18 protein-coding genes are annotated in these 18,252 nt (G+C 73.0%); 10 read left to right on the plus strand and 8 right to left on the minus strand.

Features of this window, described 5'->3' with window-relative positions; all coding sequences use genetic code 11:
* Positions 1-145: 145 nt before the first annotated feature.
* Entirely contained in the window at positions 146-805 is a 660-nt protein-coding gene (locus tag ABD875_RS13790; protein WP_345177820.1) for an alpha/beta hydrolase family protein, read from the plus strand.
* Here ABD875_RS13790 and ABD875_RS13795 read toward each other — a convergent pair.
* Both ABD875_RS13795 and ABD875_RS13800 read right to left on the minus strand, forming a co-directional pair.
* Positions 802-1,395, minus strand: a complete 594-nt coding sequence (locus ABD875_RS13795) for a hypothetical protein (RefSeq protein WP_345177823.1) — start codon at positions 1,393-1,395, stop codon at positions 802-804. The genes ABD875_RS13790 and ABD875_RS13795 overlap by 4 nt on opposite strands.
* Before the next feature lie 13 nt (positions 1,396-1,408).
* Positions 1,409-1,960 (minus strand): helix-turn-helix domain-containing protein, encoded by a 552-nt coding sequence (locus tag ABD875_RS13800; protein ID WP_345177825.1) that lies wholly within the window; start codon positions 1,958-1,960, stop codon positions 1,409-1,411.
* 66 nt (positions 1,961-2,026) lie between these two features.
* Here ABD875_RS13800 and ABD875_RS13805 point away from each other — a divergent pair, with 66 nt between their 5' ends.
* The 3 genes from ABD875_RS13805 to ABD875_RS13815 all read left to right on the plus strand — a co-directional run bounded on the left by ABD875_RS13805 (position 2,027) and on the right by ABD875_RS13815 (position 4,134).
* Positions 2,027-2,659 carry an SAM-dependent methyltransferase gene (locus ABD875_RS13805; protein WP_345177828.1) on the plus strand — a complete coding sequence of 211 codons (633 nt, stop codon included), beginning with the start codon at positions 2,027-2,029 and terminating at the stop codon, positions 2,657-2,659.
* Positions 2,660-2,754: 95 nt separating this feature from the next.
* Positions 2,755-3,684: a helix-turn-helix transcriptional regulator gene (locus ABD875_RS13810; RefSeq protein ID WP_345177830.1), complete on the plus strand. Its 930-nt coding sequence runs from the start codon at positions 2,755-2,757 to the stop codon at positions 3,682-3,684.
* 87 nt (positions 3,685-3,771) lie between these two features.
* Positions 3,772-4,134 (plus strand): hypothetical protein, encoded by a 363-nt coding sequence (locus tag ABD875_RS13815; RefSeq protein WP_345177833.1) that lies wholly within the window; start codon positions 3,772-3,774, stop codon positions 4,132-4,134.
* A gap of 2 nt (positions 4,135-4,136) precedes the next feature.
* Here the strand turns inward: ABD875_RS13815 and ABD875_RS13820 are convergent, their stop codons facing one another.
* A complete protein-coding gene (locus ABD875_RS13820; protein WP_345177837.1) occupies positions 4,137-5,474 on the minus strand; it encodes a methyl-accepting chemotaxis protein in 1,338 nt (445 codons plus the stop codon).
* Complete coding sequence (locus ABD875_RS13825) at positions 5,471-6,760, minus strand: MFS transporter (RefSeq protein ID WP_345177840.1); 1,290 nt, start codon at positions 6,758-6,760, stop codon at positions 5,471-5,473. The genes ABD875_RS13820 and ABD875_RS13825 overlap by 4 nt, the downstream gene beginning before the upstream one ends.
* 69 nt (positions 6,761-6,829) lie before the next feature.
* On the opposite strand from ABD875_RS13825, the gene ABD875_RS13830 reads away from it, so the two are divergent.
* The 3 genes from ABD875_RS13830 to ABD875_RS13840 are packed head-to-tail and all read left to right on the plus strand — an operon-like array spanning position 6,830 to position 9,096.
* Positions 6,830-7,417: a winged helix-turn-helix domain-containing protein gene (locus ABD875_RS13830; RefSeq protein ID WP_345177844.1), complete on the plus strand. Its 588-nt coding sequence runs from the start codon at positions 6,830-6,832 to the stop codon at positions 7,415-7,417.
* On the plus strand, positions 7,417-7,752 hold the full coding sequence (locus ABD875_RS13835) for a sterol carrier family protein (protein ID WP_345177847.1): 336 nt from the start codon (positions 7,417-7,419) through the stop codon (positions 7,750-7,752). The genes ABD875_RS13830 and ABD875_RS13835 overlap by 1 nt, the downstream gene beginning before the upstream one ends.
* Positions 7,753-7,761: 9 nt before the next feature.
* Entirely contained in the window at positions 7,762-9,096 is a 1,335-nt protein-coding gene (locus tag ABD875_RS13840) for a dipeptidase (RefSeq protein WP_345177851.1), read from the plus strand.
* A gap of 10 nt (positions 9,097-9,106) precedes the next feature.
* Here ABD875_RS13840 and ABD875_RS13845 read toward each other — a convergent pair whose 3' ends face one another.
* Together ABD875_RS13845 and ABD875_RS13850 are read right to left on the minus strand one after the other, a co-directional pair.
* Positions 9,107-10,867, minus strand: coding sequence for a sensor histidine kinase (locus ABD875_RS13845; protein WP_345177855.1), 1,761 nt, complete (start codon positions 10,865-10,867; stop codon positions 9,107-9,109).
* Positions 10,868-10,891: 24 nt separating this feature from the next.
* On the minus strand, positions 10,892-12,694 hold the full coding sequence (locus ABD875_RS13850) for a sensor histidine kinase (protein WP_345177859.1): 1,803 nt from the start codon (positions 12,692-12,694) through the stop codon (positions 10,892-10,894).
* A gap of 128 nt (positions 12,695-12,822) precedes the next feature.
* Between ABD875_RS13850 and purF the strand changes: the two genes are divergently transcribed.
* From purF to ABD875_RS13865, 3 genes are all read left to right on the plus strand, one after another.
* Positions 12,823-14,367: an amidophosphoribosyltransferase gene (purF, locus tag ABD875_RS13855; protein WP_345177861.1), complete on the plus strand. Its 1,545-nt coding sequence runs from the start codon at positions 12,823-12,825 to the stop codon at positions 14,365-14,367.
* A gap of 7 nt (positions 14,368-14,374) precedes the next feature.
* Positions 14,375-15,451: a phosphoribosylformylglycinamidine cyclo-ligase gene (purM, locus tag ABD875_RS13860; RefSeq protein ID WP_345177863.1), complete on the plus strand. Its 1,077-nt coding sequence runs from the start codon at positions 14,375-14,377 to the stop codon at positions 15,449-15,451.
* A 139-nt stretch (positions 15,452-15,590) separates the two neighbouring features.
* The gene (locus ABD875_RS13865; RefSeq protein ID WP_345177864.1) at positions 15,591-15,779 is read left to right on the plus strand and encodes a DUF3073 domain-containing protein; all 189 of its coding nucleotides are present in this window, start codon (positions 15,591-15,593) and stop codon (positions 15,777-15,779) included.
* 62 nt (positions 15,780-15,841) lie between these two features.
* Here the strand turns inward: ABD875_RS13865 and ABD875_RS13870 are convergent, their stop codons facing one another.
* Positions 15,842-16,933 (minus strand): Leu/Phe/Val dehydrogenase, encoded by a 1,092-nt coding sequence (locus ABD875_RS13870; protein WP_345177867.1) that lies wholly within the window; start codon positions 16,931-16,933, stop codon positions 15,842-15,844.
* Between the two features lie 81 nt (positions 16,934-17,014).
* Positions 17,015-18,241: a hypothetical protein gene (locus ABD875_RS13875; RefSeq protein ID WP_345177869.1), complete on the minus strand. Its 1,227-nt coding sequence runs from the start codon at positions 18,239-18,241 to the stop codon at positions 17,015-17,017.
* Between the last annotated feature and the right edge of the window lie 11 nt (positions 18,242-18,252).

An 18,252-nucleotide genomic window follows, 5' to 3' on the forward strand; every position in this document is an offset into this window, starting at 1 on the left:
TAACGTCAGGGAATGCCCCAGAAGTGACGCCCAACCGCGGGGGCCAGAGCTCCGAACTAGAGCTGTGAGACGACGTACCCTCCTCATGCTGCCGACGGTCGTGGCCGCGGTGGTGGCGGGATGTGGGCGGGAAGAGGATCCACCGGTGACGAGTCGACGGCACCCCTACGGCGAACACCCCGACCAGTACGCCGAGCTGACCTGGCCGTCCGGTGAGCCGCGGGGAGTCGCGGTAGTGGTGCACGGCGGCTTCTGGAAGCCCGAGTACGGCATCGAGTTCGCGCGGCCGCTGGTACCCAGCCTGGTCGAAGCCGGGTGGGCGACGTGGGCGATCGAGTACCGCCGCGGCACCGGCGCCGCCGACACCCTCGCCGACGTACGCGCCGGGATCGACGCCGCGCCGCGCGGGCCGATCGTGGTCGGCATCGGGCACTCCGCCGGAGGGCACCTGGTCACGTGGGCGGCCGCCGGCGGCGGGCTCACCCACGTCGTGAGCCAGGCGGGCGTGCTCGACCTGCGCACGGCGCACACGGCCGGCCTGGGTGGCGGTGCCGTCGAGCGCTTCCTCGGTCACCCGCCCGGGGACGACGACGCCGATGTCGACCCGATCCGGATGCTGCCGCTCGGCGTACCGGTCTGGTGCGTGCACGGCCGTGAGGACGACATCGTCCCGATCGCGCAGTCCCGCGACTACGCGGCCGCCGGGGACGCGACCCTGGTCGAGGTGGAGGGCGACCACTTCACCGTGGTCGACCCGGACTCGGACGCGTGGGCCGAGACGCTCGCGATCCTGGACCGGCTCTAGAGGCGCTCGGCCAGCCGCTCGGCGGCCGTCCGGGCCAGCTCGGGATCGGTTGCGGCGAGCCGCTCGGGCGCCTCGCCGAGGGTGAGCGCGGCCGGCTGGGTCAGCCAGACCCACGCGCGCCACGGGTCCATCCGGCTCGCGAGCAGCGGTGCCAGGACCGGCGCGAGCTCGGGGCGCAGCTCGCCGTCGGCGCCGAGCTGGAACGCCGGAACCACGCTGCGCTCCTCGAGCGGTACGACGAGCAGCCGGTGCTCCGACGCCGCCTTGTGCACGGCGAACCGGGTCGCGTCGACCGACGTCCCGCGCACCTCGGCGAGGGTCTCGTAGGTGTGCCACGGTGTGGCCGTCAGCTCGGTGCGCAGCCGGGCCTGCCGGGCCAGCACGACCAGGCCGACCGGGACCGCGTGCTCGGGGTCGTCGCCGACCGAGTGCAGCAGCGCGTCGAGCTCCTCGAGCCGGTCCGGCTCGGACCAGACGGCGTGCCCGTCGGCGTCCCGGGTGAACGTCGGCAGCCCCGCCTCCGCGAGCTGGTCGGCGAGGCCGAGTCCGTCGAGCCAGGAGGCGAGCCGGTCGCCGTCGTGCTGAGTCACGGCTCCCATCTTCTCAGCGCACGTGCATCCGCTCGCCCTGGGGCCCGAAGAGCGCGAGCACCTCGCAGGGGACCGTGCCGGTGTTGCCCAGCCAGTGCGGGACCCGGGTGTCGAACTCGACGGTCTCGCCCGGGCCGAGGTCGAGGTCGCGGTCGCCGAGGAGGAGGCGGAGCCGGCCGGAGAGCACGTGGGTCCACTCGTACCCCTCGTGGGTCGACAGCGTCGGCACGTCGTCCGGCCGCGACGGGAACACGATCTTGTAGGCCTGGATCCCACCGGGGCGCCGGGTCAGCGGGAGGTAGGTGCGCCCGTGCCGCCGGATCGGGCGCATCTGCACCCGCGGGTCGCCGGTCGCCGGCGCGTCGACGAGCTCGTCGAGCGAGACCTGGTGCGCCCGCGCCAGCGGCAGCAGCTGCTCCAGCGTCGGCCGGCGTTGGCCGGACTCCAGACGCGACAGCGTGCTGACCGAGATGCCGGTCTCCTCGGCGAGGTCGCGCAGGGTCACGCCGCGCTCCTGCCGTAGCGCCCGCAGCCGCGGGCCGACCTGGTCCAGCTCGTCGCTCATGCCGCGAGTTTGCCAGAACGGCAACAGATGTTGTCGATCGGCGACACGGTGCCGGAGGCTGGGAGCATGAGCCACCACGAGATCACCCGCGAGCACTTCGAGCAGTCGTCCTGGGACGAGCGGTACGGCGGCGAGGGGCGCACCTGGAGCGGGCGCCCCAACGCCGTCCTGGTCGACGTCGCGAGCGACCTCGAGCCCGGTCGCGCCGTCGACCTGGGCTGCGGGGAGGGCGGCGACGCGATCTGGCTGGCCGAGCGCGGCTGGCAGGTGACCGCGATCGACTTCTCCGAGGCGGGCCTGAGCAAGGCCGCCGAGCACGCCGCCGAGCGCGGCGTCGCCGACCGGATCGAGTTCCGGCAGGCCGACCTGCGGACGTGGACGCCCGCGGGCGAGCAGTGGGACCTGGTCACCTCCTGCTTCCTCCACCTCCTCGACCACGGGATGGTCGACGCGACCCGGCAGATGGCCGAGGCCGTCGCCCCGGGCGGCACGCTGCTCGTGGCCGGCCACCACCCCGACGACGAGCACACGGGGCTGCGCTGGTCGATGCCGGGCGTGATGTTCACCGCCGATGAGCTCGCCCCGGCGGTCGACCCCGAGGCGTTCGACGTACGTGCCGAGGCGCGCCAGCGCGCCGAGTCCCGGCACGAGGAGACGCACACCGTCACCGACGCGGTGCTGGTCGCCCGCCGGCGCTAGGTCCAACGGTCAGCTGGCGAGCACCTCCGCCACGGGTAGACCAGGTCGCGATTGCGGTCACGTCCTGACCGCTGGTGGGGCTAGCGTCGTACGTCATGAACACCAGCGCCCGGATGCTGCGGCTGCTCTCGCTGCTGCAGACCCACCGCTACTGGCCCGGCGGCGAGCTGTCCGAGCGCCTCGAGGTCAGCCCGCGCACGCTGCGCCGCGACATCGACCGGCTGCGCGAGCTCGGGTACGCCGTGGACGCGGTGCGGGGCGTGTCCGGTGGGTACCAGCTGCGCGCCGGCACCGCGCTGCCGCCGCTGCTGCTCGAGGACGAGGAGGCGGTGGCGATCGCGGTCGCGCTGCGGGCCGCGGCCTCCGGCGGCGAGGACACGTCGCTGCAGGCGCTGACCAAGGTGATCGCGCTGATGCCGCCGCGACTGCGTCGGCAGATGGACGCGCTGCGCTCCCAGACCGACGGCCTGCCCTGGAGTGGGGGACCCGTCCTCGACGCCGGCGTCATCACCGCCCTCGCCCAGGCGTGCCGCGACGACGAGCCCGTGACGTTCGACTACACCGCGCGCGACGGTGCGTCCTCGCGGCGTCGGGTCGAGCCGCACCGGCTGGTCTCGGCCGGTCGGCGCTGGTACCTCGTCGGCTACGACAAGGACCGCCAGGACTGGCGCTCCTTCCGTGTCGACCGGGTGGGCGGCGTCCAGGGCAGCGGGCAGCGGGTCCGCCCCCGCGAGCTGCCCGGCGGCGACGCCGCGGCGTTCGTGGCCGCGGGCATCCGCTCGATGGCGCAGCGGTACGACGTGCGCCTGCGCATCGAGCTGCCCGCCGAGGTGGTCGAGGCCGACATCGGGCGCTGGGCGACGGTCACCGCGGACGGCGACGGCTGCCTGGTGCACATGCCGACCGACTCGCTCGACTGGCCGGTGATGGTGCTCGCCCGGCTGGGCGCGGAGTTCAGGGTCGATGGTCCGCCCGAGCTGCGCGAGGTGCTGGCGGTGGCGGCGGAGCGGTTCAGCCGCAGCTGAGGAACCGCCCGGCCCGATCGTCCGTCCCACGCGCATGAGGCGGGTCCTGGTCACGGTGCTGGTGGTCGCCGGCCTGGGCACGACCGCGTGCACGAGCCAGGAGCTCGACTGCGCGGCGGTGTCCGGTACGAAGAGCCGATCCTGACCCTCGACAGCGTCACCGGGCCCGGGGGCCGGCCGGTCGAGTCCCTGCGGCTCACGCGGATCCGGGAGGACGGCGTACCCGTGTCCCCGATCGGCGTCGAGGACTTCGGCCTCGAGCCGGGACCGGGCCGGTCGGTGACCTGCCGAGTCCCGTGCGGCTTCGGCAACATGCCGGCAGTCGTCAGCTTCGTCGACTCCGTGACCGGCCAGGAGCATCGCTTCGAGGTGAGCTACGAGGGCAGCCGCCCCGGCTGCGGGGGCGCGCTGTACGGCGGCACCCACGTCGATCTCGACCTGGGTGAGTGACCTCAGTCCTCGGTGGTCGCCAGCTGGGCGACCTCGGCGGTCATCTGCTCGGTGGTGAGGGACACGTCGCGGATCGCCTCTCGGGCGGTGTCGGCGGCGCTCATCTGGGCCGCGGCGGACTCGGAGATGCTGGTCTGCGCGCGGGCGACCTCGGCCACCACGGCCTCGATCTTCTCGGCGCTGGCGAGCGCGTCGCGCGTGCCGGTGCGGACCTCGGTGACCACACCCTCGATCATCAGCGTGGCGCGGGCGGTCTCGCCGGCCAGCTCCTTGACCTCGCCGGCGACGACCGCGAAGCCGCGGCCTGCTTCGCCGGCGCGGGCGGCCTCGATGGTGGCGTTCAGGGCGAGCAGGTTGGTCTGCTCGGCGATGCCGGTGATGGTGCGCGCGATGTCCGCGATCTGCGCCGCCGAGCCCTCCAGGCGGCGCATCATCTCGGTGGAGTCGGCCACGTTGGCCGCCGCGGACTCGGCCGAGAGGGTCGCGCCCGCGGCCGTCGTACCGATCTCGGTGGCGGCGTTGACCAGGGTCGCCATGACGCTCTCGGACTGCTCGACCGCGATCCGCAGCGTCTCGCCGGCGGTGTTGAGCGCCTCGAGGCGGCGGTTGACGTCGGCCGCGCGCTCCTCGCGGGCGACCAGCTCGGCCTGCGCCCGGTCGGCGGCGACCCGCTGCTCCTCGGCGAGCGCCTCCTGCGCCTCGAGCCGCTGGACGCGGACCAGCTCGGCCTCGGCCTGCTCGGCCTGCCGCGCCTGCTCGGCGGACTCGGTGAACTTCCAGCTGACCGCGAGCGCGCCGCACTCGGCGAGCAGCAGCACGGCGTGCAGGAGCGCCCACGGGATCGGGTTCTCCTGGGCGCGGGGGTCGGAGAACACCATGGTCGAGTCGACCAGGCTCATGCCGATGTGGTGCACCGCGACGATCACGATCGCCAGGAGGAACGGCGTCCACATCTGGTACAGCGCCACCAGGGCGACGGTGACGAAGAAGTGCAGGTGCAGGTCGGTCATGCCGCCGGAGATGTGCACGAGCACGCACGACGTGAGGATCAGCCCGGCGCTGACCGCGGCGGCCCGGACGACCTGGCTCCTGGCGACCCAGCCGACGACGAGCAGGCCGACGATCGCGGCCATGCCGGCGATCGGCACCCAGCCGCACCCACAGCCGTCGGCGCTCGACAGCCCGCCCTCCGGGTGCCACCACAGCGCCAGCGCGCCGAGCAGCGGCAGGTGCGCCATCAGCACCAGGCTGAGCGCCCAGTGGCGGGTGCGGAACTCGGCCTCCGACAGCTGGGCTCCCCGGGGCAGCCAGGAGGCCGTCGTCGTCGTCGCAGAGGTCATGCGGTGTACATCGGCTGCTCCGGCTCCACCCTGAGGGGTGAGGCCGGCGAGTTCGGCACGTCCGCGTGCCACAGCGCCGGCTTGGGCACGGATCGGACCGAGCGGGAGAACGTCGGGATGCAGGCCACCAGCGCGGTCAGTCCACCGAGCACGAGGATCGCGGCGCCGCCTCCGAGCGCGGAGAGCAGCAGGCCCGCGATGACCGGGGAGAGCGGCAGCACGCTCATCGAGGCGAACTGCGACGTCGACTGCACCCGGCCGATCAGCTCCGGCGGGGTGACCGCGATCCGGTAGGAGCTGATCCCCGCGTTGCCGGCCGGGTTCAGCAGCATGCCGAGGCCGAGCGCGGCCGCGACCACGGCGGGCTCGTTCCAGAACGCCATCGGCACCACCAGGGGCACGAAGCTCCACGCGATCGCGATCGTGAGGCGCCCGGTCGCGGTGCGCTCGATCACCCAGGGCGCGAGCACGGCGCCGACGATGCCGGCGAGCCCGGCGGTCGCCTCGACCAGGCCGATGCTCCAGGCGTCGAAGCCGCCTTCGATCAGGCGCAGCACCGCGACGAAGAACAGCGCGTTCACGGTCAGGTTGGTCAGGGCGCCCCACACGGTGAGCACCCGGAAGAACGGCCGCGACCACACGAACCGCACGCCCTCGGCGAGCTCGCGGGTGGGCCGCCGCTTCGGTCCGTCGTACGGCGACGGCGAGAGGTCCGTGCGGATCCGCCCGAGCATCAGCCAGGACACCGCGAACGACACGGCGTCCGCGGCGAACGGCAGCCACTTGGTGATGCTGAAGAGCACGCCGCCGAGCGGCGCGCTGATCAGCGAGGCGACGTGCAGGCGCGCCTGGTTCTGGCTGAGCGCGGTGGGCAGCTCGTCGGCCGGGACCACGGCTCGCACGGCCGAGATCTCCGCCGGCGCGAACGTCCCGGCGCCGACGCCGGTCAGGAACGCGACCACGAACAGGTGCGGGATCGTGAGCTCGCCGGTCATGCCCGCGATCGCGAGCGAGGCATACAGCAGCACGCCGCTCCCGCTGGCCAGCCGCATGATCCGGCGGCGGTCGAAGCGGTCGGCCAGCACCCCCGCGGGCAGCAGCGCCCCGGCCAGACCGAGCAGGTGCAGGGCCTCGGACGCCGCGGCGAGCATCGCCGAGCCGGTCAGCGCGTAGGTCACCAGCGGGAAGACGAACATCGTCATCCGGCTGCCGATCTCGCTGATCGTCTGGCCGACCCACAGGGCGGTGAAGTCGTGGTTGCGGGCCAGGGAGCGGTACGAGGGCATATCCGCAACATATATTGCGCAACTATTGTTGCGCAATAGTGCGTGCGCAACTTCGGCTAGCATCGGGGCATGCCGTACCCCAGCCGGAGCCAGGCGGTCCACGACCCCAAGATCCTGCGCGCGATCGCGCACCCCGTGCGCAACCGGATCCTGACCGAGCTCACCGCCACCGGCCCGATGCGGGCGGCGGACCTGGCCCGCGAGCTGGACCTGCCGGCCAACCAGATGAGCTTCCACCTGCGCCAGCTGGCGAAGTACGGCCTGGTCGAGGAGGACCCCGAGGCGGCGCGCGACAAGCGGGACCGGGTCTGGCGGCCGACGTCGCCGGACGGCGTCTCGGTCAACCTCTCCGAGCTCGAGAAGGAGCCGGGCGGGATGGCGGCCTCGGCGGTGTTCCGGCAGCACGCCGCGAGCTGGGGTCACCTCGTGGTCGACGCGGCGTACGGCGACGAGCGCGAGCCCGACGTCCTGCGCACCGTCAACGAGAGCGCGGTGCGGCTGACCAAGGAGGAGGCGGTCGAGATGGCCGGCGAGCTCGACGCCGTGCTCACCCGGTGGGCCGAGCGGACCCGCGGCCAGGACGACGGCCGCCGCACCTACCTGCTGTTCTCGGTGCTCCAGCCCTACCCCGGGACCCCGCGGGAGGTCGACGCCTGATGCCGGCCCGGCTGCGGATCGCCACGCCCGAGCAGGTGGTGGCGGCTACCGAGAGCGGCGACGTCCGCTTCCTCACCAAGCACTACCTGGCGGTCCTGGAGGACCGCGCTCCCGGCCACTCCGTCGAGGTGCGCGTGCCGCCGTACGCCGCGGTCCAGGTGATCCCGGGTGTCCGCCACACCCGCGGCACCCCGCCCGCGGTCGTCGAGATGGACGCCGCCACCTGGCTGTCCCTCGCGACCGGTGAGCTCGCCTGGGCCGACGCCGAGTCCGCCGGCCGGGTGCGCGCCAGCGGCGAGCGGGCCGATCTCTCACCGCACCTGCCCCTGACATAGGTTGTCCACATGACGGACGACATCCGCGCACAGGTCCAGGCAGTCCTCCCCGGCATCCGCTCGGACCTCGAGGACCTCGTACGCATCCAGTCCGTCAGCGCGGACCCGGAGCGGCTCAGCGAGGTCGAGGTGAGCGCCCAGCGCACCGCCGACCTGTTCGCGGCCGAGGGCGTCGAGGTCGAGATCGTGCGGGCGTACGACGGTGCTCCGCCGGCGGTCATCGGGGAGAAGAAGGGCCCCGCGGGTGCGCCCACCGTGCTGCTCTACGCCCACCACGACGTGCAGCCCGAGAACGACCACGCCGACTGGGACTCCCCGCCGTGGGAGCCGACCGAGCGCGACGGCCGCCTCTACGGCCGTGGTGCGGCCGACGACAAGGCCGGGATCATGGCCCACGTCGGCGCGCTGCGCGTGTTCGGCGACGACCTCCCGGTCACGGTCCGGCTGTTCATCGAGGGTGAGGAGGAGGTCGGCTCCGACACCCTGGTCGAGCTGCTCGAGAAGTACCAGGAGCGGCTGGAGGCCGACGTCATCGTGATCGCCGACTCCGGCAACTGGGACATCGGCGTCCCCGCGCTCACCACCAGCCTGCGCGGCCTGGTCCGCGTCGACGTCGAGGTCCGCACGCTCACCCACGCCGTCCACTCCGGCATGTGGGGCGGGCTCGTCCCCGACGCCCTGATGACCCTGGCCCGGGTGATCTCCACGCTGCACGACGATGCCGGCGACGTCGCGGTCGCCGGGCTGCACTCCGGTCCGGCCGCGGACGTCGAGTACCCCGAGGAGCGGCTGCGCGCCGAGTCCGGCGCCGCCCCCGGCATCGAGTGGATCGGCACCGGCTCCAGCGTCGAGCGGCTCTGGACCAAGCCGTCGCTGAGCATCACCGGCCTCGACGCCCCGAAGGTCGCCGGCGCGAGCAACACCCTGGTCCCCGCGGCGAAGGCGCGCATCTCGCTGCGCATCGCCCCGGGCGACACGACCGAGAACGCGCTCGCCTGCCTGGTGAGCCACCTCGAGGCCAACGTCCCGTGGGGCGCGACCCTCACCCACACCGTGGTCGACACCGGCGAGGCGACCCAGATCGACGCGACCGGTCCGGCGTACGACGCCGCGCGCGCCGCGTTCACCGAGGCCTGGGACGGCACCGAGCCGGTGGACATGGGCGTGGGTGGCTCGATCCCGTTCATCGCCGAGTTCCTCGAGGCGTTCCCGCAGGCGAGCGTGCTCGTCACCGGAGTCGAGGACCCCGACACCCGGGCCCACGGCGCCAACGAGGGCCTGCACCTCGCCGAGTTCGAGCGGGTCGTGCTCGCCGAGGCGCTGCTCCTGCGCAACCTCGCGTGAGCTGCCGCCGTCAGGCGAGGGGCAGGTAGACGCGGAACGTGCTGCCCTCGCCGGGCTCGGACTCGAGCTCGACCCGGCCGTCGTGGCGGTGCACCACCCGCAGCACGATCGCCAGCCCCAGGCCGGTGCCCGGCTGCGCGGTGGCCAGCGGGTCGGCCGAGCGGAAGAACTCCTCGAACACCTTGGCCTGGTCCTCGGCCGAGATCCCGATGCCGTCGTCGGTCACGGTCAGCACGGCCTCGTCGCCGACGGCCGTGACCGACACGGAGACGGTGCCGCCGGCCTCGGTGTACTTCACGGCGTTGCTGACCAGGTTCGTGACCAGGTGGTCGAGCTCCCCGGCATCACCGTGGGCGACGACCGGCTGGGCCGGGCGATCCATCCGCAGCGTGACGCCGCGCGCGGCCGCGGCCGGCTCGTTCAGCTCGACGATCTCGCCCGCGAGCACCCCGAGGTCGACCGGCCCCGCGTCGACCAGCGGGTCGGAGTCGGTGGCGCTGTGCAGCGCGAGCAGGTCGTCGACCACCCGCGCCAGCCGCTCGCCGCCGCGCTCGATCGCGGCGACGGCGGTCCGGGACTTCTCGCTGAGGTCGGGATCGCCGGCGAGGATCTCGGCGTACCCGAGGACCGCGCTGACGGGGTTCTTCAGGTCGTGGGCGACGGTCGCGACCATCCGTTCGCGGTACTCCGCCACCTCCCGCAGCTCACGCACCAGCTGGTGCTCGCGCATCGACCGGCCGAGGTCGCGCGCGATGTCGAGCGCGGCGGCGGCCTCGTACTCGCTCCACTCGGCGCCCAGGCGGCCGCGGGTCAGCCCCATCACGCCGATGCAGTCCGCGCCCGAGCCGATCGGCACGAACAGCAGCGACTCGACCTCGACGCTGGCGAGGAACTCCAGCACGGTCTCGACCTGGTCGGCGGCCAGGGCGCCGGGCATCGGACGCTCGGGGGCGAGCACGGCGACGCACTGGCGCTCCCAGGCGCGCTGGGCGTGCGCGGTCACCAGCGCCCGGATGCCGAACGGGAGCCGGACCGTCGCGCCGCCGTCGACGTACAGCGGGCCGTCGCAGCGCTTGTCGGGACCGAGGAACTGCACCCAGAGCGAGTCCGCGCGGAAGCCCTTGACGACCTCGTTCCCGCAGGTCACCAGCACCTCGTCGGCCGAGTCGCTGCCGGCCGCCATCCGGACGATCTCGGCCGCGGCGTTCGCGAGCCGGACCTGCTCGACGAGCCGTTCGCGCTCGAGGGTGACCCGGATCGCCTGGGTCGCCTGACGGGCGTAGGCCGCGAGCAGGGTCCGCTTCTCGGCGCTCGGCACCTTGCCGTCCCGTGGCAGCTCCATGCCGAGGAAGCCGATGAAGCTCCCGTCGTCGTCCTCCAGGGGCGCGACCAGCAGGTTGTCGGGATGCCAGACGTCGGACTCGAGGCCCTCGCTCGGGGCGTCGGACCGCCAGCCCCACCTGTCGATGTCGAGGACCATCCGGTCGTGGGGCACGAACTTCAGCGCGCCCCAGTCCTCGGCCACCTCGAGCTGGTCGAGCAGCGGCTGGGTCGGCGCGAGGCTGTCGAGCAACGCCGCTCGGGCCTCCTCGGGGCCGACCACCACCAGCTGGTGCAGGTAGCCGTCGTCGCGGACCGCGGCGATCCCGACCAGGTCGAACCCGGCGATCTCGGAGACGCCCTCGGCGATCGCCTGCAGCGCGGCTCGCGATTGGCTGTCCGACCAGCGGGATCCGCGGACCGGGCGCTCGAAGTCGGCGTCATCGGACATGGCGCCCCGAGTCTAGGGGTGCGCTCAGGCGGCCGGCAGGAAGACGCGGAAGGTGCTGCCCTTGCCGAGCTCCGAGGAGATCTCGAGCCGGCCGTGGTGCCGCTCGACGATCCGGCGCACGATCGCCAGGCCGAGACCGGTGCCGGGCTGCGCGACCGCGGCCGGGTTCGACGAGCGGAAGAACTCCGTGCCGAGGCGCTCGAGGTCGGACTGGGAGATCCCGATGCCGGCATCGGAGACCGTCAGCACCACCTGGTCCGGGTGCTCGCTGCCCGCCATCTCGACCGAGACCGAGACCGAGCCGTCGGCCGGGGTGTACTTCACGGCGTTGCTGACCAGGTTCGCGCAGACCCGGTCGATCTCCTCGGCGTCGCCGAGGGCGAGGACCGCCTGGTCGGGTACGTCGACCTTGAGCTCCAGCCGCTTCTGCTGGGCGGCGACCATGGTCAGGTCGATGACGTCGTCGACCACGCGGTGCAGGTCGACCGGCGCCGCGATGATCCGGTTCTCCGGGTCGCCGACCTTGGAGAGCAGCAGCAGGTCGTCGATGACGCGCACCATCCGCCGCGCGCCGCGGTCCATGACGTGCAGCGAGCTCAGGGTGGTGCCGTTGAGGTCCGGCGAGGACTCGAGCATCTCGAGGTGGCCCATCACCGAGGTGAGGGGGTTCTTCAGCTCATGGGCGACGGTCGCGATCAGCTGGCTCTTGTAGGCGTCGAGCTCCTGCAGCTCCTCGACCAGCTTGTGCTCGCGCTCGAACGTGCGCGCGTTGAGGATCGCGCGGCCGAGGTCGTGGCCGATGTCGAGCGCCATCGTCGCCTCGGCCGCCGACCACTCGGGGGCGCCGAACGCCCGGGTCAGCACGAGGTTGCCGAGGCACTGCGGGCCTGCGCCGAGGGGGGTGAACAGGATCGACTCGATGCCGATGCTCGCGAGGTAGGCCAGGATCATCTCGCCCTGCTCGGGGGTCAGCCAGTCGCCGAACGGGACGTAGGGCGCGACCACCGACGCCTCCTGGATCTCCCAGGCGCGGCGGGCGGCGGTCTCGGCGATCGACACGAGCTCGGGCGTGAGCTCGATGACCGAGCCGTCGGCGGAGTAGATCGCGCCGCGGCCACCGACGTCGTCGAACGTCTGCAGCCACATCCCCGCGGCGCGGAAGCCCTCGATCATCGCCTCGCGGCTGTCCGCGACGATCCGCTCGAGGCTGAGCTGGGCGGTGGCCTTGCGCACGATCCGCCGGGCCGCCTCGCCCATCCGCACCTGGTCGGCGAGCGCCTGCCGCTCCAGCGCGACGATCACGGCCTGGCGGGCCTGCTCGGCGTACGCGTCGAGGACCGCGCGCTGCGCCTCGCCGGGGCGGCGGCCGTCGACCGGAAGGTCCATGGCCAGGGTGCCGCGCATCCGGCCGGTGTCGTCGTACAACGGTGCGATGAGCAGGTCCATCGGGTGCCACGCGTCGGGGGAGTCGTCGATCGGGTCGACGTCCGGGACCCAGCCCCAGGTCTCGCCGAGGCCGGGCTCGAGGCGCTCGTGCGGGACGAACCGGAGCAGGCCCCAGTCGTCGGCCTTCTCGAGCTCCTGGGTGAGCTGCTCGATCGGGGTGTGCCGGCCCTTGAGCTCCTCGCGGGCGGTCTCGCTGCCGGCGACCGCCATCACCTCGAGGTAGCCGGGGTCGCCCCGGACCACGCTGATCGCGGCGATGCCGAAGCCGGCGACACGGGTCACGCCGTCGGCGATGAGCTGGATCGCTTCACGGGACGCGGCATCGGACCAGGCCGCTTGTGCGCTGGTCTCCGGGGGCGCCGGAGCAGTCTCCCGATCCATCTGTCCTCGTGTGTCGTTGTGTCCCGGCCTCATGCTACGGGGGTCGGCGACGGTCTTAGCACTCCCGGTACCCGTTCGGGTGGGACGGCAAGTAGGACACGCCGGTGTCCCCATCTAGACTTCGATCCGTGCCCTTTCAGAGCAGCCCCCGCAAGGGTGGCGACGGCCGGTTGACGGCCGCCCTCGACCCGCACGAGCAAGGTCCCCAGGACGCCTGTGGGGTGTTCGGGGTCTGGGCGCCCGGGGAGGACGTCGCCAAGCTCACCTACTTCGGCCTGTACGCGCTGCAGCACCGCGGCCAGGAGTCCGCCGGCATCGCGGTCAGCAACGGTCGCCAGATCCTGGTCTACAAGGACATGGGCCTCGTCTCGCAGGTGTTCGACGAGACCACGCTGGCCTCGCTCAAGGGCCACCTGGCGATCGGCCACGCGCGCTACTCCACGACCGGCGCGAGCACGTGGCAGAACGCGCAGCCGACGTTCCGCCCGACCGCCGACGGCTCGATCGCCCTCGGCCACAACGGCAACCTGATCAACACCCACCAGCTGTCCCAGATGGTCACCGACCTGCCGGGGCCCGACGACGAGCTCGAGCTGCACACCCGCCCGGTCGAGCCGTCCACCAACGACACCAGCCTGGTCACCGCGCTGCTCGCGCACCACCCCGACACGTCGCTCGAGCAGCGCGCGCTCGAGGTGCTGCCGCAGCTGCAGGGAGCGTTCAGCTTCGTCTGGATGAACGAGGACACCCTGTACGCCGCGCGCGATCCGCAGGGCATCCGGCCGCTGGTCCTCGGCCGTCTCGAGCGCGGCTGGGTCGTCGCCAGCGAGGACGCTGCACTCGCCACGATCGGCGCGAGCGTCGTGCGCGAGGTGGAGCCCGGCGAGATGATCGTCATCGACGAGAACGGCCTGCGCTCGCACCGCTTCGCGGAGGCCAAGCCGAAGGGCTGCGTCTTCGAGTACGTCTACCTCGCCCGCCCCGACGCCACGATCAGCGGCCGCAACGTCCACGAGGCCCGCGTCGAGATGGGCCGCCGGCTGGCCCGCGAGTTCCCGGTCGACGCCGACCTGGTGATGCCGGTCCCCGAGTCGGGCACGCCGGCCGCGTCCGGGTACGCCGCCGAGAGCGGCATCCCGTTCGGCCAGGGCTTCGTCAAGAACGCCTACGTCGGCCGCACCTTCATCCAGCCCAGCCAGACGCTGCGCCAGCTCGGCATCCGGCTCAAGCTGAACGCCCTCGAGCACATGATCCGCGGCAAGCGCATCGTCGTGGTCGACGACTCGATCGTGCGCGGCAACACCCAGCGCGCCCAGGTCCGGATGCTGCGCGAGGCCGGTGCGGTCGAGGTGCACGTGCGGATCTCGAGCCCGCCGGTGAAGTGGCCGTGCTTCTACGGCATCGACTTCGCCACCCGTGCGGAGCTGATCGCGAACGGGCTCGACGTCGACGAGATCGCCGCCAGCGTCGGCGCCGACAGCCTCGGCTACATCTCGCTGGACGGCATGATCGAGGCCACCGGCCAGCCGACCGAGCGGCTCTGCAAGGCCTGCTTCACCGGCGAGTACCCGATCGCGCTGCCCGACGAGAGCCTGCTGGGCAAGCACCTGCTCGAGTCCTCGCTGCAGACGCCGTCGTACGGCGAAGCGCTGCCCGTCCTCAACAACCCCTAGGAGCGTCGTGCCCGACGAGTCCACCGCCGGCAACGCGTACGCCGAGGCCGGCGTCGACATCCAGGCGGCCGACACCGCGATCGAGCTCATGAAGGGCTGGATCGACAAGGCGCGCCGGCCCGAGATGATCGGCGGTCTCGGTGGCTTCGCCGGCCTCTTCGACGCCTCGGCGCTGACCCGCTACGAGCGGCCGCTGCTCGCGACCTCGACCGACGGCGTCGGCACCAAGGTCGCGATCGCGCAGGCCATGGACGTCCACGACACGATCGGGCACGACCTGGTCGGCATGGTCGTCGACGACCTCGTCGTCTGCGGCGCGGAGCCGTTGTTCATGACCGACTACATCGCGACCGGCCGGGTCGTGCCCGAGAAGATCGCCGCGATCGTCAAGGGCATCGCGGAGGGCTGCGTGCTCGCCGGGTGCGCACTGATCGGCGGCGAGACCGCCGAGCACCCGGGGCTGCTCGGTCCCGACGAGTACGACGTCGCGGGTGCGACCACCGGCGTGGTCGAGGCCGACAAGCTCCTCGGCCCGGGTCGGGTCCGCCCCGGTGACGTCGTCATCGCCATGGAGGCCTCCGGTCTCCACTCCAACGGCTACTCCCTCGTGCGGCACGTCCTGCTGGAGAAGGCGGGGCTCTCGCTGGAGGCTCACGTCGACGAGCTCGGCCGCACCCTGGGCGAGGAGCTGCTGGAGCCGACCCGGATCTACGCCAAGGCCTGCCTGGCGCTCGCCGACCGCACCCGGACCCACGCCATGTCCCACGTGACTGGCGGCGGCCTGGCTGCGAACCTCGCCCGGGTGATGCCGGTCGAGCTCGCCGCGACCATCGACCGCGGCACCTGGACCCCGCAGCCGGTCTTCGACCTGGTGCGGCGTACCGGCGACGTGTCGCAGCCCGACCTGGAGATGACCCTGAACTGCGGCGTCGGCATGGTCGCGCTGACCGATCCCGAGGACGTCGACGCCTCGATCGCGGTGCTCGGCGAGCACGGGATCCGCGCCTGGGTCGCCGGCGAGGTGGGCGTCGACCCGCAGCAGCAGGGGCGCGTGGAGCTCGTCGGACAGCACCCCGGGTGGTGATCTCGACCGTGTTTCGGGACGGATCGCGATCCGATGTGCGGGAACAGCCACCCAACAGGTAGCGTTGGGGCCACGAGAACTCTTTGAGACAGCCCGGGCCGCCACAGTGCGCCCGGCCGAGTGCGAGGGGGCTGACCCTATGGGGCGCGGCCGAGCAAAAGCCAAGCAGACGAAGGTCGCCCGCGACCTGAAGTACCGCACGCATGAGACGGACTTCGGGGCGTTGGCCAACGAGCTGCACGGGCAGAGCCCGAAGGACGACACCGACCAGCTCGAGCCGGAAGTGCTCGAGAAGTGGGCGGACTACTCCGACCCCTCGCGCGACTGACGTCTCTGCCGACGCGCGCCTGACCGACTGACGCCCCGCGGGGCGCCAGCCGGTCACTGGTCTCAGCGCGCCTGCGGCAGCCAGGTCCCGCGCAGCCGTCCGACCTCACGCATCCGCCGCTCGGCGAGCCGGTCGGCGGCGATCGCGGGCGGCACGCCGTCGGACGCGGCGAGCTCGAACACGCCCAGCGTGGTGTCGTAGATGCCGGTCGCGCGCTGCTGCGCCCGCTCGAACGAGAAGCCCTCGAGCTCGTCGGCGACCTGGATCAGGCCGCCGGCGTTCACGCAGTAGTCCGGCGCGTACCGGATGCCGCGCTCCTCGAGCGCCTTCTCGACCCCCGGGTGCGCGAGCTGGTTGTTCGCGGCGCCGCAGATGATCCTCGCGCTGAGGACCTCGACGACCTCGTCGGTGATCGCGCCGCCGAGCGCGCACGGCGCGTAGACGTCGAGCGGGGAGGCGACCAGCTCCTCGGTCGACCCGACGACGCGGACCGCCGGGAACGCGTCGCGCACCAGCTCGACCGCGGCGGAGTTCACGTCCGTGACCACGACGTGCGCGCCGACCTCGACCAGGTGCTTCACGAGGTGGTGACCGACCTTGCCGACGCCGGCGACCCCGACGGTGCGGCCCTCGAGCGAGGGGCTGCCCCACTCGACGGTCGCCGCCGCGCGCATGCCCTGGAAGACGCCGTACGCCGTCAGCACCGAGCTGTCCCCGGCGCCGCCGTGCGCGACGGTCCGGCCGGTGACGAACGAGCACTCGCGGGCGATGTCGTCCATGTCGACGGAGAACGTGCCGACGTCGCAGGCGGTGTAGTAGCGACCGCCCAGTGACTGCACGTGCCGGCCGTAGGCGCGCAGCAGCGGCTCGGACTTCGCCGTGCGCGGGTCGCCGATGATCACGGCCTTGCCGCCGCCGAGATCCAGGCCGGCGAGCGCGGCCTTGTAGGACATGCCGCGGGAGAGGTTGAGCACGTCGCGCAGCGCGTCGTCGGTGGAGGCGTAGGGGTGGAAGCGGGTGCCGCCGAGCGCGGGGCCGAGGGCGGTGGAGTGGATGGCGATGATCGCCTGGAGACCAGTGGCGGGGTCGTTCGCGAAGACGACCTGCTCGTGCTCGGAGCCGATCTCGAAGAGGTCGGACATGGCCAGGGACATGGGTGGTCCTGCTTTCTCGTGTGTCGGCCACCGGTGGGTGGCGCAGCGGGGGACACGGCAGGGGTGGCGCCGTGTCCTGCATCACACGGTAGACGCCGCCGAGGGTCGCAGGAACACCAGGTCGCCGTGGGTGCCGTAGCCCGGCAGCGGCCCGCCGTACGGCCGCCCGTTGAACGTGATCCACAGCCACGAGTCGCCGACCGGCACCAGCGTCGGCCACGGGATGTTCGTGGGGTACGGCGCGTCGAGGACGCCGGTCTCGCGCAGGTCGAGGTCGAGCACGGGGAACCGCTTCGCCTCCGCGTCGCTGGCCAGCACCCGCCAGGCGCCGCCGAGCCGCGCCAGCGTCGTCCCCTCGGTCTGGGTGCCGCTGCCGGACGCGCGCAGCGTCAGCGCGTCGAGCGTCGGCCCGGTCGCGAGCGCGGGGTGGAAGCGGAAGTACCGGGTCGCGCTCACGAACCCGACCAGCCACCCGTCCTCGGTGCGGGCCAGGTGCGGATCCCACACGCCGACCGAGCCCAGCCCGTCGGTCGGGAGGTGGAGCGGCTCGGTGTCGAGCACGTGCACGCCGTGGAGCAGGTCCGCTGTCGTCGACGCGAGCGTCACCGCGACCGGGCGGCGCTTCTTCTCGAAGTCGCCCCAGGTGCTGGTCGCCACCAGCCACCGGTCCCCGTCGCGCAGCACGTGGGTCGCGTGGTCGCCGTACACGCCCGGCTTGTCCGGGCGCCGGAAGTACACGTCGGAGAGGTGGGTGAGCGCGAGCGACTCCGGCTCGAGCTCCCACAGCGAGGTGTGCGCGGTGTCGAAGAACCCCGGCCCCGCGCTGGTCGCGGACAGCACGACCCGTCCGTCCGGCGCGCCGTCGACCACGCGGACGTCGCGCAGGCCCAGCTGCCCGAACCGTCCCTCCCGAGGTGCGTCCGCGACCAGGCCGGCGAGCCAGTCCTCGGCGTGCGTGTCGATGCGCCCGCGCAGGTCGTAGCGGCCGCGCGCGGTCCACGCCCCCGGCCCGCGGGTGAGCACGGTCAGGTGCGTCCCGGTCAGCGCCAGGCCGACCTCCTCGACCGGCCCGTCGGTGCTCGCGAACCGGCGCGAGCGGTGCCGGGTCGTCCGCCCGCCCGTGGTCACCTCGAGCCACGCCGCGGCGCCGTCGTAGCGCGCGACCAGCCGGTCCCGCCCCGACGACAGCGCCAGGTCGCCGGTGCCCGACGCGGCGACGTACGGGGCGACGTACGGCGCACCCGGTCCCGGGGCGACGAGATCGACCGGCCGCCGCCGCGCCACGACCTCGAAGCGCGACAGCACCATCTAGACGGCCA

It is taken from the genome of Nocardioides caricicola (genome assembly GCF_039541135.1).
In the GTDB taxonomy this organism is placed as follows: domain Bacteria; phylum Actinomycetota; class Actinomycetes; order Propionibacteriales; family Nocardioidaceae; genus Nocardioides; species Nocardioides caricicola.

Bases quoted from the DNA above. Each gene is read 5' to 3' on its own strand.
- ABD875_RS13800 (WP_345177825.1), bottom strand. From the start codon at position 1,960: ATGAGCGACGAGCTGGACCAGGTCGGCCCGCGGCTGCGGGCGCTACGG.
- ABD875_RS13805 (WP_345177828.1), top strand. From the start codon at position 2,027: ATGAGCCACCACGAGATCACCCGCGAGCACTTCGAGCAGTCGTCCTGG.
- ABD875_RS13810 (WP_345177830.1), top strand. From the start codon at position 2,755: ATGAACACCAGCGCCCGGATGCTGCGGCTGCTCTCGCTGCTGCAGACC.
- ABD875_RS13820 (WP_345177837.1), bottom strand. From the start codon at position 5,474: ATGACCTCTGCGACGACGACGACGGCCTCCTGGCTGCCCCGGGGAGCC.
- ABD875_RS13825 (WP_345177840.1), bottom strand. From the start codon at position 6,760: ATGCCCTCGTACCGCTCCCTGGCCCGCAACCACGACTTCACCGCCCTG.
- ABD875_RS13830 (WP_345177844.1), top strand. From the start codon at position 6,830: ATGCCGTACCCCAGCCGGAGCCAGGCGGTCCACGACCCCAAGATCCTG.
- ABD875_RS13835 (WP_345177847.1), top strand. From the start codon at position 7,417: ATGCCGGCCCGGCTGCGGATCGCCACGCCCGAGCAGGTGGTGGCGGCT.
- ABD875_RS13840 (WP_345177851.1), top strand. From the start codon at position 7,762: ATGACGGACGACATCCGCGCACAGGTCCAGGCAGTCCTCCCCGGCATC.
- ABD875_RS13845 (WP_345177855.1), bottom strand. From the start codon at position 10,867: ATGTCCGATGACGCCGACTTCGAGCGCCCGGTCCGCGGATCCCGCTGG.
- ABD875_RS13850 (WP_345177859.1), bottom strand. From the start codon at position 12,694: ATGGATCGGGAGACTGCTCCGGCGCCCCCGGAGACCAGCGCACAAGCG.
- ABD875_RS13865 (WP_345177864.1), top strand. From the start codon at position 15,591: ATGGGGCGCGGCCGAGCAAAAGCCAAGCAGACGAAGGTCGCCCGCGAC.
- ABD875_RS13870 (WP_345177867.1), bottom strand. From the start codon at position 16,933: ATGTCCCTGGCCATGTCCGACCTCTTCGAGATCGGCTCCGAGCACGAG.
- ABD875_RS13875 (WP_345177869.1), bottom strand. From the start codon at position 18,241: ATGGTGCTGTCGCGCTTCGAGGTCGTGGCGCGGCGGCGGCCGGTCGAT.